Origin of the sequence: Aminobacter sp. NyZ550 (assembly GCF_025628925.2) — a bacterium.
Classification (GTDB): domain Bacteria; phylum Pseudomonadota; class Alphaproteobacteria; order Rhizobiales; family Rhizobiaceae; genus Aminobacter; species Aminobacter ciceronei.
The window spans coordinates 167,790-180,914 of sequence record NZ_CP114190.1 but is presented as its reverse complement, the minus strand read 5'-3'; the positions used below and the strand labels follow the sequence as shown (position 1 = coordinate 180,914).

Below are 13,125 nucleotides of genomic sequence, written 5' to 3'. Positions count from 1 at the left end.
AAATACTCTTCTTTTGCGCATATCAGAAGCTGCCGGTGCGCAGCAAGACTTCGTTGGGGCTTTTCAGACGCTTGATTGCTTGTCGGTCACTGCGCAGGACATTGAAGCAATCATTGCCGAACCATTCGAGCGAGGCCTCGACAGTGGGGTCGTCGCGCAGCTCTGCAAGGAAGCGCCGATAGTCGACCTTGCCGTCGAACAGCGGCGTCATGCCTTCGCGGCTGCCGGCTGCAGCATAGACATTAGCCGGCTCGAAGACCCTGAGATCGGCGCGCGAGCGCACATTCTTGAGATGGTAATGGCGGATATGGGGACGCATCGCTGAATGCGCGGCGACGGGGTCATCGCCGCCTTCCCAGACATGCAGCGTGTCAAAATTGATCTTGAACGCCGGATGGTCGACCTCGGCGACCAGCCTGAGCGTCGAGGCGCCGCAATCGGCCAGCGTGCCGGGATGCGTTTCGGCCAAAAGTTCTAGGTCGAAATCCGCGGCCATCCCGGCAACCTCGTGCAGCCGCGCGGTGAGGATACGCCTGACCTCGGCCGGGGTATCCCGGCTGCCGCGGCTGCCGGCAAAGGTGCGGATCTTGCCCGCCCGCCAATGCCGGGCGAGGCGGCACAGGTCGACGGTCTTCTTGCGCAAGGTTTCGGCGTCGCCGTCGAGCGGCAGGTAGTCGCTGACCATCGGCACATAGAGCCCTTGCCCGGCCAGCCAGTCGGCGTCGCATTGCGGCTGGTAGGCCAGGTTACGCGCATGCGCGCCCCACAGCTCGATGCCCTGGAAGTCGTTGGCCCCAGCCCATCTGGCGATGTCCTCGAGCGAGACGAGATGATGGCGGAAGGTGATGGTGCAGAGCGAGATTTTCATTCGGCTGCTCCGAGCAGTTCGGCGGGAAGTGTGTGGGGAATGCCCTTTGTGGCGCACCAGGCCTGGAAGGCTTCGCCGAGGTGCGCCTTGATCCGCTTTTCGAGCCCGTCCAGCGTGTCGAGGCGGCAGAACACGTCGTCGGCGAGGCTGTGGTCCTCGGTCTGTGCCAGCTTCATGACGGCGTAGTGCAGCGTCTTGAAGTCCTGGATCACCCGCTCGATCTGGTCGCACCAATGGTCGAAATCGGCATTGGCCAGCTTCATCTCGCGCCAGAAGAAGGCGAAGCCGTGCTCATAGGCATATTTGCGGATCGAGATGACAGGCACCTCGCGCAGCGCCGCACCAAGATCGGCGAGCTTGACGCCGTCCCTGCCGTCGAGATGGGCTGCAACGATGCGACGCACGCCGTCGACCAGCGGATTGTGGTCGGGCTGGTAGCAGGCAAGGAAGAAGTCGCGCAGGTCGGTGGCGGCGGGCACGCGCGCTTCCAGCCGGTCGAAGATGTAGCCGCCGCCCACGGTTGGCTGGCGGATGGCGTGGATGACCTTGTCGCGGGCGATCTGACCTTCCCAGCGGAAGTCGGGATCGTTGACCTGCCAGATCTTCGGATCGTCGGTCTTCTCGATCATCAGATAATGCGGGAAGGGGTTCTGGTTGAACTTGTTCTCCCGCTCCGGCAGGTGGAACAGGTCCAGCATCACCATCAGATATTCGCTGTCGCGCTTGCGCTCGAGCAGGTCGAGCATGACGACGAGGTTTTGGTCCTTCGACCGTGCCGGGTCGTACCAACAATGCATGCCGACGCCGTAGAGCCGCTGGTACCAGGCGTGGAAGAAATCGTGGTTGATCGACTTGTCGTGATAGGCGAGCTGCCAGCGCTCGTTGATGGCGAAGCCGGCGTCCCAGACACTGAAATAGAACGGCCGCTGGTCGATGCCGGAGCGCTTCAGCGCGTCGCAGACGCTGCTGACGAAGCAATGCACCTTGATGTCGATATAGTCCTCGCCATGCACGCCTTCACCGGCCGGCGCGGAGCGCTCTGCAGCGACACTCGCCTCGCCGGTGAACAGCTGCGCCAGCTCGCGCACCGTCTCGATGTCCTGGCGGTTGATTGCTTCCTCCGGCGCGGCCAGGCCGAACTCGAGCTCCAGGCTGAGGAAGATCTCGAGAATCAGCACCGAGTCGAGATAGAGGTCCTCGTTGAGCCGTGCCTCGGGTCCGAAACGCTCGACATGGGCGTGCTTCATGTGATCGTGCAGCACTGTGCCGATCGCTTCGATCACCTGTTCGGTGTTCATCACGCGACCTCCCTCGCCACTGCCGTGAACTGGCCGGCGGCATGCTGTGCCGCCACTTCGCGCCGGCTGATCTTGCCGTTGGCCTGGCGTGGTATCGCGTCGACCTGGACGATCTCCATCGGCAACTGGTGGCTGGCGAGGTTCTGGGCGCACCATTGCCGCACGACGGGCCCCTCCAGCCGCTCGGTGGCGCTGAACAGCAGGCCGACCCGCTCGCCGGCCAGCGTGTCAGCCTTGCGGAAAGCGACGGCGTCGGTGACCGAAGGCATCGACATCACCACGTCTTCGACCTCGCGCGGATAGACGTTGAGGCCGGAGACATTGATGGTGTCGTCGAGCCGAGAGACGAACACCAGCATGCCATCAGGCCTGTAGTAGCCGAGGTCGCGGGTAGCGACGGCGCCATTCGGACCGCTGACGACAATTTCGGATGGCGCAACCGCGCTGTTGCTGCAGCTGACCGCGTGATGCGGCAGGACGAAGCCCATGTCGGCCGCGTCGGTGACATCGGGGTTGACCGCGATGCAGCCGGTTTCCGAGCAGCCATATTGCTGGAACAGATGCGTGGTGCGTGCCCGGATGCGGGCGAACCACGGCTCAGGCAGCACCGTGCCGGAGGTCATCGCCGCGAACAGCTTCTCGCCCTCGGGCATCAGCCGGGCCAGCGTGTGCAGCACCGCCGGCGACGAATAGAGCAATGGCCGCTCGATAGCGCGCAGGGTCCTGAGCAGGTATTTCGGATTGCCGGCATCGACGATGACGGGCGTCCGGCCGCGCTTCAGGGCGACGAGGATGCCGCAGATCAGCCCGTAGGAATGCGTCGTCGGGCAGGCGATGACCGGCGTCATCTCCTCCGGCTTGCGGAAGGTCGCGACATAGCTTGCCACCTCGGCGTCGATCTCGGCCCAGCCGCGGGCGATGCATTTCGGCGCGCCCGTCGTGCCCGAGCTCATCTGCAGGAGCTGACCGGTGGCGCCTGGCGGGGTTTCGCTCGACAGCGTCTCGGCGTCGAGGCTGTTGAAATAGAGCGCGTGGCAGTCCGCCGCGACGGCCAGGCGGCGTGCCGCGGCATGCGGCGTTGCCGGATGGATAGGGAAGACGCTGGCGCCGATGTTGCGGATGGCGAAGAACAGCGCCAGCCAGGCCGCCGTGTCGCTGAAACAGACGGCATAGCGCCCGTTCGGGTCAAGTCCGGCCCGGTCGGCGCTTTGCGCCACCATCTGCTCGAACTTCTGTCGGTCATAGTACCTGTCGTCGATCTGGAGCATCGATTTTCCTTCAGGCGTCGGGGGTGGAGAGGGGGTTGGGGACGGCATGGCTGGAGCGGCCGGTGTTCAGCTTGCGGGCGAGCAGGGCTTCAGCCGTCAATCTCGGGCGCGCGAGGCCGAGCATGTCCTGCCGGTGGCCGAGCCCATGAGTGGCGGCGTACTCGGCCAGCATCTGCCGGACGGCGTTCCAGAAGTCGGCTTCGCGCAGACCGTAGAATGTCTGCAACAGGTGCGAGACCTCGGCCAGGTTGAAGACGAACAGCGCGTCCGTCACCAATTCGCCGAGCGTCTCGACATCTTCCATCCAGTAATACTGGTCGGGCGGTGCGTCCCGATAGTCTGGGTCGAGCGCCAGGAAATCGGGCGCCCTGTCCGGCTCATGCAGGAAGCCAGGCACGTATTCGACACTGTCGTGGAAGTCGCGTAGCACGAGCCTGACAGGCCAACCGTCGCGGTGGACGAGCACCATGTTCTGTCCATGCGCCTCGGTGGCGATGCCGTGCCCGACGAGCAGATGCCAGACAGGCAGCACAGCGACTTGCAACAATTGCTCCAGCCAGTTGCGGAAGCCGTGGCGGTGCACCCACGCGTCGATGAATGGGCGTCCGTCATGCTCGACAGCCATCAGTGCGTTGAACGGCACGGCCTGTTCGCCGTCACCGAGCGTTGCGCTGACGCTGCGGCGCCAGATCGCTGCGAGCTGGCCGGCCAGCGGCCCGTCGCGGCCAGCGATGATGCCGGCATATTCGTCGAGCACGACAAGCGGATAGGTCGTTTCGAACAGCGGATCGCCGGCGACGATTTCGCCGAGCCAGCGCGAGATGACAGGCGCCGTGCACACCGAATGCGGCTCGATTGTCCGCAGCGACGACGAGTTGCTCATGTTCATCGACAGCTTGACGTTTGCCGCCTCGGTGCGGTCGGTATTGAGCAGCGTCCGGATCGACTGGCTCGCAACGTAACGGTCGCCGGCGATGCCGGCGAAATGCGCCGTGCCATCGGCAAGCCATGGCTCAAGCAGCGTCTCCCGCAGCGACTGCCACTGCCAGGGATGCAGCGGCAGCAGGCAGTAGTCCGCCCAGCCAAGGCCGAGGCGCGCGCGCTCGCGGTCGAGCTGCGCACAAACGTCCGCCCCAAGCTCGGCGATCCAGAACGCGCCTTCATCCCCAGGCAAGCGCTGGCTCACCTCTGTGCGCTTCATCAGCAGCCAGGCGAGCTGGAAGCTGTTGCCGGCTTCGGGGCCGAAATCGCGATGGTCGCTTTCGCTGAACCCCGTCCGCGCCTTGAAGCATGGGTGATAGGCGTGGCCCTCGTGCAGGGCGCCTTCCAGCGCGGCGAAGGCCAGGTCGCGACGCGGACCACTGTGCAGGTTGCGCTCGTTCCAACTGCAATGCGCCACCGTGCTGTGCAGCTCGCTGAGCAGCCGGCGCCGGTCTTCCACCGAGGCCGGCAGGCTCGCGACCAGCTCGTCGAGTGTCGCCGGTTGCCAGAAGCCGTCGCGGCCCTCGCTCTCGACCGAGCCGGCCGAAAGGCGGATCCGGCCGAAAGCGCCTGCCATGCCCGAGCAGCGAAACCGCTTGGCGCCATCCGACCAGGTAAAGACGAGCTGTGCGCCGTCGCCGGTTACACCAGCCACGACGAGCCCCTCATACAGCACCGCCTCGACCAATTGCCTGACCACGCGCTCATCGGGGCGGCCGGGCAGGTCAAGAGGCAAGGGCACTGCCATCTCCGTGATAGAGGCCCGCAATGGCCGCGAAGAGGGGGTTGGGCTGGCGGGCATAGAGCGAGCGCTCGTTGCTTGTCTGCAGCTCGTCGACATCGAACAGCCGCGTCATCAGATTGGCCTTGAACGCTACCGTCGGGCGGTCGAGTACGCCGCGGACGAATTCGCGGCCGACGCCCGATGTCGTTCGCGACAGCACCTCCAGCCGGTCCCGCAGCATGTTCAGCAGGACCTCCTCTTCGACCAGGCCGTCATGGCCCATGCGGGCGATGACCGAGAAGATCTGGTTGACGATCAGGTAGTAGGCGAAGCGGTCCTGGATATCGCGGTCGTCGTAGTAGAGCGAGGCGATCTCCGCCGCCTCCGGCACATGCTGGCTGAGGCGAGCGCGGTGGCGTTTCGAGAGGTAGAAGCCCTGATTGTCGCGATAATAACCCGTGCTCGGATAGCCCTGGCTGATGTCGATCAGGCTGTTCTGCTGGTGCGCTTCGAGTGCCAGGCCGAAATCGTCATAGAGGCAGACCAGCGGGTCGAGCGCGCAGTCGAGATAGCGCTGGAACCAGTAGCGGCAGATCAGCTCGGGATGCGTGCCGTCTCTTAGGCCGATATTGTAGATGATGCGTTCGAGCCGCGACCATTCACCCGGCAGCGGCTCGGCGGTCAGTGCTGCGATGGTGATCTTGCCATTGCCCTTGCAGGCGACAAACGGGTTTTCGCGCAGGATCACCTCGAACCCGCTTTCGCCGCGACCGGGCAGGTCGAGCGTGATGTAGACCGGATCGGAAATGATTCTGAAGCGGCCGTCGCCGCCGCCGATGCCTGCCCGCTGCACGAGCTTGGCCATGGCAACGCCGGCCTCCAGCTCCTTGCGGCTGTTGACCCTGAGCGAATTGGTGATCCGCACCGGCAGCGAGAACTTCAGCATCCATGGCAGATCTTTGTTGTAAACCGTGCGCACGGAGGACGTAGCGGTGAATGCCGGGCCGGCCGGACCGATGAGGCGCAGCTTGCCCGATGCCTGCAGGTCGCGGATGCCGTCGTCGAGCAAGAGCGCTTCGGCCTGCAGCGGATGCATCGGCAGCAGCATCTCACCACGCCGCGTCTCGATCTCGCCGGGACCTGCCAGCGACGCGACGATCTCGGGCGCGGATTGGCTGGCCGCGGACTTGTGGCTGACGATGGAGGCGTCGGCGGCGAAATAGACGAGCTGGAAATTGCCGCGCAGCTCAGGCGCATAGCTCGGCTCCTGCCAGGAGGTCATGCCTTGCCGGCTCTTCGGCGTCGGGTGCAGCGAGTGGCCGAACACCAGCGACTGTTCGGCTGCGATGAAGCTGTCGTCGTCATCGTCGACGCGATGTGCCTCGATGTAGCGCAGCGTCTGCTGGTAGCTCTGCAGCGCCCGCCCGAGCAGTTCGAGTTCGCAGCCGCGCATCGCATCGCCGCGCTCGTCATGCAGCTGCCTGTAGGCCTCCTGCAACAAAAGCTGGAGTGCGGCGAAGGGCTCGACATTGCGCCAGCCGCCTTCCGTCGCCCGGCGCTGCCAGACCTGTCCGAAGCGGTGCGGGCCGCAGAGCGAGTGCGACCGAAGCTCGGCGAGCAGCACCAGCTGCTGTGCTGCCAGAACCAGTTCGATGCAGTCGATGGGGTCTTCCGGTCCGACCCTGTGCTGGGTCACCCTGCCGGGCGAGATTTCGCGGACATAGCAGTTGGCGAAATTCTGGAACGTCGCGTGTTCGGCAACCTGCCGCTGCGTGAGCTTCATCTGTCGTCACCACATGGTTTGACCGATAGAGTCCCTTGCAGCAGCTGGGTATCTGACGGATTTTCTCGGGAACGTAGGCGCTGCCTGGCGCCTCAGGCACTCCACGCGATGCTGCGTTCCGGCTCGCGGAAGGCGAAGCGGACGAGGTGGTCGTCGATGACGGCCTTGGTCCGCGCCAACTGATCGGCGTCGGGCGCATCCACTTCGATCGCTAGGCCAGTGACATCGGCCTTCATCACGGCATGGCCGAACGGGAAATGGCATTCGCCATGTCCGTCGCCATGGCTCACCTCGATCTTATGGGCAAAATGCTTGCACAGCTGGGTCAGGTACTTCACGCCATGCGCAGTCTCGAACCGTCCTGTCGATTGGAACATGATCTCTCCGTCCGTGCTTCAGTTGAAATGGCCACGGACAACGCCCGTGGCCATCAGGGTCAGAACTTGGCCGTCGCGCTCAGCCGGAATGATCGGCCCGGCTCCAGCAACGGCTTCACATCGTTGAACTCCTGGCCGTAGGTCGCGCGGCTGGCATAGTTCTCGTCGAACAGGTTCTTCACCTCGCCGCGGAACGTCAGGTTCGGATGCGACTCCGGCTGGTACTCGACGAAGACGTTGACCACCTCGTGCCCCTCGATCCGCTTCGAGCCCTTCGGCAACTTGTCGTAGTCAAGGGCGATCTCGACGTCGCCGCCAACGGTTACGCCCCAGTCGTCGAAACGGTGTACGGCGGCGAGCGTGAAAATCTGGCCGACCGGGGTCGCTAGGTAGTTGCCGAGGTAAGAATCCGCCGGTCCACCGTCGATGGTCACGTCGATGTTGACATATTTGACGCTGAGATTCCCTGCACCCCAGTCATAACCACCGCCGAGCGAGAAGCCCTGTGAGCGGACATCATGTGCCTCGATGGCTCGTCCGGGAGGCCAGTAGGCGGTGCGCGCGTCGTAGATGTCGGTACGAAAGATGCCGCCCTCAAGGGTGAAGCCTTCATAGGTCGCGACCAGTCCTGCGGTGAAGTTGTCCGATGTCACCGGCTTCGGACCGTCGCCGTAGTTCCACTTCGGATTGAAGTTGAAATTCTCGGCCAGCGGCACCCCGGCCCAGATATGCGAATATCCGGCCTTGGCAGTGAGGAATTCGGGAACGAGGTCATATTCGCCCGAGATGTTGCCACTCAGACCGGCATTGGTCCATTCCTGTCCCGTCGTTCCCTCGAACCACTGGTTGTCGCCGCGTGCGCCGAATGACAGCCGCGCCCGCTCCCATGGCTCCAGCCGGGCCTGAGCGTAGAGGCCGACATTGCTGGCATGCTCGGTGGACGAATCTTCCTTGGCGTCCAGATCGGCGGTGTCCTTGTAGAAATCGAAGCCGGCGGTGATGCTGCCCATGTCGAGCGCGAAGCGATTTTCTGCCTTGCCGTTAAGGCTCTCGGTCTTGCCGATACCGGTATAAGTGGCTGAAACGGTGCTCGGTGCCACGGGCCTCGGATAGATGAGCGTCTCCACGGTCGCGCTCGTGTAGGCGATCACCACTTTCGGATCCCACCATCCTTCGGGAGAATCGTCAGTGAACGTGAAGACGGTGCTGCTGCGGTCTAGCGTATAGTCGCGGATCTTCGGCTCCCAGTACTTGGGAGGATCGAGTTCGCCCATGTTGGCGCGGAACGGCCGGGGGGCGTCGTCGCGCAGCTGTTCGTGGCTCAGCTCGAAGCGATAGCCGTTTTCCGCCTGGTAGGCGACCTTGCCGATGCCGCTCAACAGATTGGCGCTGGTCCCGCCGACCTCACTGCCATTGCCGGCGGTGTAGTTGTCGCCCTTGGCGAAGTTCAGATAGCCGAAGAACTCCAAGCCGTCCTTCATGCCATATGCGGCGAGACCGACAGTCGAGGTCTCGCTGTTGAAGTCGTAGGTGCCGGTGACCAGGCCGCCGAGGCTCTTGCCCGGCTCGAGCAGGTCGCGCGCGTCCTTGGTCTCGTAGGCGATCGAGCCGCCGAGCGCGCCGGGGCCGGCATCGGCCGGGGCTACACCCGCGTCGATGCTGACGGCTTTGAGCAGTGAGGGGTCGATCAGGTTGGTCGCGTTGTGGTGGAAGACCTTGTTGTTCTGGCGGGCTCCGTCGACAGTAACTGCAAGATTGGTCTCTTCGATGCCTTGCACATAGACCTTTTGCGACATCGGAAGTGAGCTGCCGACCGCGACCTTGGGTTCGTTGGCGAACACTTCCTGCAGATCGGCAGGCGCCTTCTGCGCCAGATCCGCGGTGTTGATCTGCACATTGTTGACGCTGCCGCCGGAGCCCAGCGTGGTCACGTCGATGGTGTCGAGAACCACAGCGCCATTGGCCGAGACGCTAAGCCCGCCCGTAGCCGCGCTGGCGGAGGCCGACTGGACCGAAACCGTATTGGGCCCGGTGAAGCGGTAGTTGAGGCCACTGCCCGCGAGCAGGCGCTGCAGCGCCTGTTCCGGCGACAAGTTACCCGAGACGGCAGGGGCGGCTGCCCCTCCGACGTCAGCGGTTCCGAAGGCGATCTGCAGGCCGGTCTGCGCCGCCAGCTGCCTCAACGACTGGCCGAGCGACTGTGCCGGCAGGCTGATGCTCTGCGCGCGCGTCGCCGATTGTGCATGGGCAACACTCATCGCCGTGCCAGCCGTCAGCATACCGGCGCCAAGCGCCGTGCCCACAAGAAGCCGTGCCAGCAGGCGCCCCGACGCCCTGCTGCCAAAATCCATGTTGCCGTTGCCCATCGTGCTGGTCCCCAAAGGTCTGGCGCACGCATCCACCGCGCGCCCTCGATGGTGTGACGCGCGAACAGGCCAACTGCCTAAAGAGCCAGTTGCGATTTTTCTGAAATAAGTTGGATCGACTTCGTCGGGCTCAGGAGATGACGATGACGACGCCCGGAACCCGATGCACCGACATCCCTTGCGTCTGGGCCAGGGCCTCGATCGCGTCATGGGCGTCGCGCGTCAGGAACACGGCGCTGACAGGGCTCGCATCATGGGTGTGCGTAGCGATCACGAGGCGTTCGGGCACGTAGCGACCAAGCTCGCCGATGGCGCTGACGAAGGGCTTGCCCTCGAATACCACGCGGCCGCCACGCCAGGCGAGTTCGCTCTCGAGATTGACGTCGGCAACTGCGAGCGGCGCCTTGCCAGTGAGGTAGCGCGTCTGCTGGCCGGTGGCGAGCGACACGGTGTTGGCCGCATCGGCCTTGGCGCCGCCCGAGACGGAAATGCGTCCTGCCGATGCCGTGACCGTCACTTCGTCTGCGATGGAACGAACAGCATAGGTGCCTTCGACGGCATCGCTGTTGCCACCGAGGGCCGCAACACGGAACGGTGCGCGGGTATCGGGCCTGACCGAGAATTCGACTTCGCCCGAAAGCAGGTTCACCAGCCGCAGGCCCGGTCGGAAATCGACATCGACGGCGCTGTTGGTGTTGAGCAGCATGGTCGAGCCGTCGGGCAGGGTGGCAGACACTTGTTCGCCCGCGCCGGTTGCGAAGTCCGACCGCATCCAGGTCAGGACCCGCGGAGCAGCGACAGCCGCCGCCGAGGCGGCGACGGCGCCGCCAACGAGGAATTTGCGCCGGCTGACGGCCGACCGAGGCATTGGCATAGCAACCGGGGCGACATCCAGGCCGCTGCCGTCGACATTTTGCAGCAGCTGCCAGAATTCCTTTTCGCGGGCGAAGGCCCGCGCATGCCCCGGGGACTGGGCCCGCCAGGCGTTGAATCGGTCGAGATCCTGCCGGCTGACATTGCCGGCGCTTAGTCGAACGATCCAGTCGCGCGCATCGAGTGCGATGCCGCGGTCGATCTCGGATCCGTGTTGCCCTTTGCCCATCGCCAGTCACGCAAGCGGTGCCCATCGGTTCGGGCACACTAACCATCTTGCTATCATAGACACGCGAGATGGCACCACGCCTAAGCGTCACGGCAAAATAAATCTTGGAACAGGTCAGCCGTTGCTGTCGCGCAGCTCGGCCAGGCGCTCGACGACGCGGCGGATATGGTAGTAGACGGCCTCGTCGCTGATGCCGAGCTGGCGGGCGATCTCGCGGTGCGAGACGCCGTTGACCCGGTTCATTAGGAAGATGCGCCGGCTTCTCTCCGGCATCGTCTGCAATGCCTTGTCGACGGCGCGCAGCATGTCGCGACCCATGACGATGCGTTCGGGCGAGATCTCGTCCACCGACGTCGACAGAAGCTCATTGACCTCGGCGTCGATCTCGTTGCGCCGCTGCTGTTTGCGGAAGTGCCCGATGGCAGCATTCTTCGCCGCCTGCATGGTGAAGGCGGCGTGGTTGTCGATGGCGTCGTCATGACGGACGTTGGACAGCCTGATCCACGTGTCCTGAACGATGTCCTCGGAGGTCGCGCTGCAACCGACGCGGCCACGCGTCAGCGCCTCGATGCGCGGACGCAACGTCGCAAAGCTGGTCATCAGCCTGGTGAGTGTCATTTTTTCACTCTTGTTTGCACCAGTTCCGATCGCGCATGCCTGGGGGGCGGCCGCGACGGACGTTCGATAGGCCATCAAAAAAGTGCCTGCAACCCCAACACCTTAGGGAAAACACGGCACTGCCGGGGTTGCGGGCTAAAACCTTCCTATTTTTATCATGTTTAGTGTTTGATTCTGCTGAACTAACGGCGGCAGTCGCATCGCGGCCCGCATGAATTGTCGCAGTAAGAAAGTCTTACGGGTGTAGCAGAAACAACACACGATGCTTGCAGGCGCAAAGTGATCGCCAGCCGACCATGGAAGCCGGACGTGAACCACGAGGCGTTTCGATGAGGGACTGCGCCTGGCTGCACCTGACAGGGAGGCGCCCGTCAGCGCTTGAAGTCGATCGGAACAACGATCACTGACGGCACCGCCGGCGGCGGCGCCGGGATCGGCGAGGACCGGCGCACCAGGCTGACCGCAGCTTCGTCGAGCGCCGGGTCGCCAGACGAATTGATAAGCTTGACCGACAGCACGTCGCCGCCGGAATTGAACGAGAACTGAACTGCGGCAACGCCCCGGTTGCGCACGTTGCGCGGCTTGTGCCTGTTCAGATGGGCGAAGACGCGTGACTGCCAGCGCGCCGGCGACATTGCCTTGCCGCTGCCCTGGCCGGGTGCGGGCGCGCGCACGCTGTCGGAGTTCTGCGCCGACTTCTTCGCCGCGGCGCTCTGCTGCGACGGCTTCTTCTCGATCTTGGCTTCCTTGACCGGCTCGGGCTTCTTCTGCACCGGCTTCTTTTCGCGCACCGGCTTTTCCACCGGCTTCGGCTTCTTGATCTCGGGACGCGGTTCGGGGATCGCCATCGCCACTTCAGGCAGCGGTGCCTCGACGAGGTCGGGGATCACGTCCTCGATCGGCTCGGCCTCGGTGACTTCTTCCAGAGGCTCCGGCGTCAGCTCCGCGACCTGCTCGACCGGCTCCGTCACCGGCTCGACTGGATCGGGCGAAATGGTCTCGGTCATTTCCTCGACGTTTTCGGCCGCCGCACTGTCGACCATGTCGGTCACGTCCTGCTCAACGGCTTCCGGGGCCATTGCCATCGGCGCGAGGTCGATCATCACGGCGGACTGCGCCTGCATGTCTTCCATCATCATTGGCGGTTGCTGGTTGAGATACCAGGCGCCGGCCATGTGGACGGAAAAGATGACGGCCGCCGCCGTCGACCACAGCAATGCCTCGCTGCGGCTGATGCCGCCGAAGCTGAACTGGTCATGCGTTGCAGCGCTCATTGCGCCTGCCCCTCGCTGACCGCAGGCGGAGTGGCCTGCACCTGCTCCAGCCCGACGAGCGCTATCTTGAGGTAGCCCGCGCCGCGCATCAGGTTCATCACTTCCATCAGCTCGCCATAGTCGACGCCGCGGTCGGCGCGCAGGAAGATGCGGGTTTCCTTGTCGGCCTTGGCGGCGGTATCGAGCTGCTGCTGGAACGCGGTGCGGGCAACCGCGTCCTGGCCGATCGAGATGCTGAGGTCTTCCTTCAGCGTCACGTAAAGCGGCTCCTCAGGGCGCGGCGTGGCGGTCGCGGTCGAGGCCGGTAGGTCGACATTGACGTCGACGGTGGCCAGGGGTGCTGCCACCATGAAGATGATCAAGAGCACCAGCATGACGTCGATGAACGGCGTCACGTTGATCTCGTGGTTTTCCTGGAGATCGTCCTCGTCAACGGATTGTCTGATGCCGCCGGCCATGGTCCCGA

At 64.2% G+C, this 13,125-nt stretch carries 11 protein-coding genes; all 11 read right to left on the bottom strand.

Annotation, left to right across the window (positions count from 1 at the left end; translation table 11 throughout):
* Positions 1-22: 22 nt before the first annotated feature.
* The 11 genes from N7E70_RS00905 to exbD all read right to left on the bottom strand — a co-directional run bounded on the left by N7E70_RS00905 (position 23) and on the right by exbD (position 13,117).
* Positions 23-868: a sugar phosphate isomerase/epimerase family protein gene (locus tag N7E70_RS00905; RefSeq protein ID WP_067954744.1), complete on the bottom strand. Its 846-nt coding sequence runs from the start codon at positions 866-868 to the stop codon at positions 23-25.
* A complete protein-coding gene (locus N7E70_RS00900; RefSeq protein ID WP_067954742.1) occupies positions 865-2,166 on the bottom strand; it encodes a DUF6005 family protein in 1,302 nt (433 codons plus the stop codon). Before N7E70_RS00900 ends, N7E70_RS00905 begins: the two co-directional genes overlap by 4 nt.
* Positions 2,166-3,434, bottom strand: coding sequence for an AMP-binding protein (locus N7E70_RS00895; RefSeq protein ID WP_185910225.1), 1,269 nt, complete (start codon positions 3,432-3,434; stop codon positions 2,166-2,168). The genes N7E70_RS00900 and N7E70_RS00895 overlap by 1 nt, the downstream gene beginning before the upstream one ends.
* A gap of 10 nt (positions 3,435-3,444) precedes the next feature.
* Entirely contained in the window at positions 3,445-5,157 is a 1,713-nt protein-coding gene (locus tag N7E70_RS00890; protein WP_067965769.1) for an IucA/IucC family protein, read from the bottom strand.
* The gene (locus N7E70_RS00885; RefSeq protein ID WP_067954738.1) at positions 5,141-6,922 is read right to left on the bottom strand and encodes an IucA/IucC family protein; all 1,782 of its coding nucleotides are present in this window, start codon (positions 6,920-6,922) and stop codon (positions 5,141-5,143) included. The genes N7E70_RS00890 and N7E70_RS00885 overlap by 17 nt, the downstream gene beginning before the upstream one ends.
* Positions 6,923-7,014: 92 nt before the next feature.
* Complete coding sequence (locus N7E70_RS00880; protein WP_067954736.1) at positions 7,015-7,299, bottom strand: DUF2218 domain-containing protein; 285 nt, start codon at positions 7,297-7,299, stop codon at positions 7,015-7,017.
* A gap of 59 nt (positions 7,300-7,358) precedes the next feature.
* Positions 7,359-9,665: a TonB-dependent receptor gene (locus tag N7E70_RS00875; RefSeq protein ID WP_263005206.1), complete on the bottom strand. Its 2,307-nt coding sequence runs from the start codon at positions 9,663-9,665 to the stop codon at positions 7,359-7,361.
* A gap of 130 nt (positions 9,666-9,795) precedes the next feature.
* Positions 9,796-10,767, bottom strand: coding sequence for a FecR family protein (locus tag N7E70_RS00870; RefSeq protein ID WP_067954732.1), 972 nt, complete (start codon positions 10,765-10,767; stop codon positions 9,796-9,798).
* A 114-nt stretch (positions 10,768-10,881) separates the two neighbouring features.
* Positions 10,882-11,385, bottom strand: coding sequence for an RNA polymerase sigma factor (locus tag N7E70_RS00865; RefSeq protein WP_169808286.1), 504 nt, complete (start codon positions 11,383-11,385; stop codon positions 10,882-10,884).
* 371 nt (positions 11,386-11,756) lie between these two features.
* On the bottom strand, positions 11,757-12,659 hold the full coding sequence (locus tag N7E70_RS00860; protein WP_067954729.1) for a TonB family protein: 903 nt from the start codon (positions 12,657-12,659) through the stop codon (positions 11,757-11,759).
* Entirely contained in the window at positions 12,656-13,117 is a 462-nt protein-coding gene (gene exbD, locus N7E70_RS00855; RefSeq protein WP_067954728.1) for a TonB system transport protein ExbD, read from the bottom strand. Before exbD ends, N7E70_RS00860 begins: the two co-directional genes overlap by 4 nt.
* Positions 13,118-13,125 lie beyond the last annotated feature (8 nt).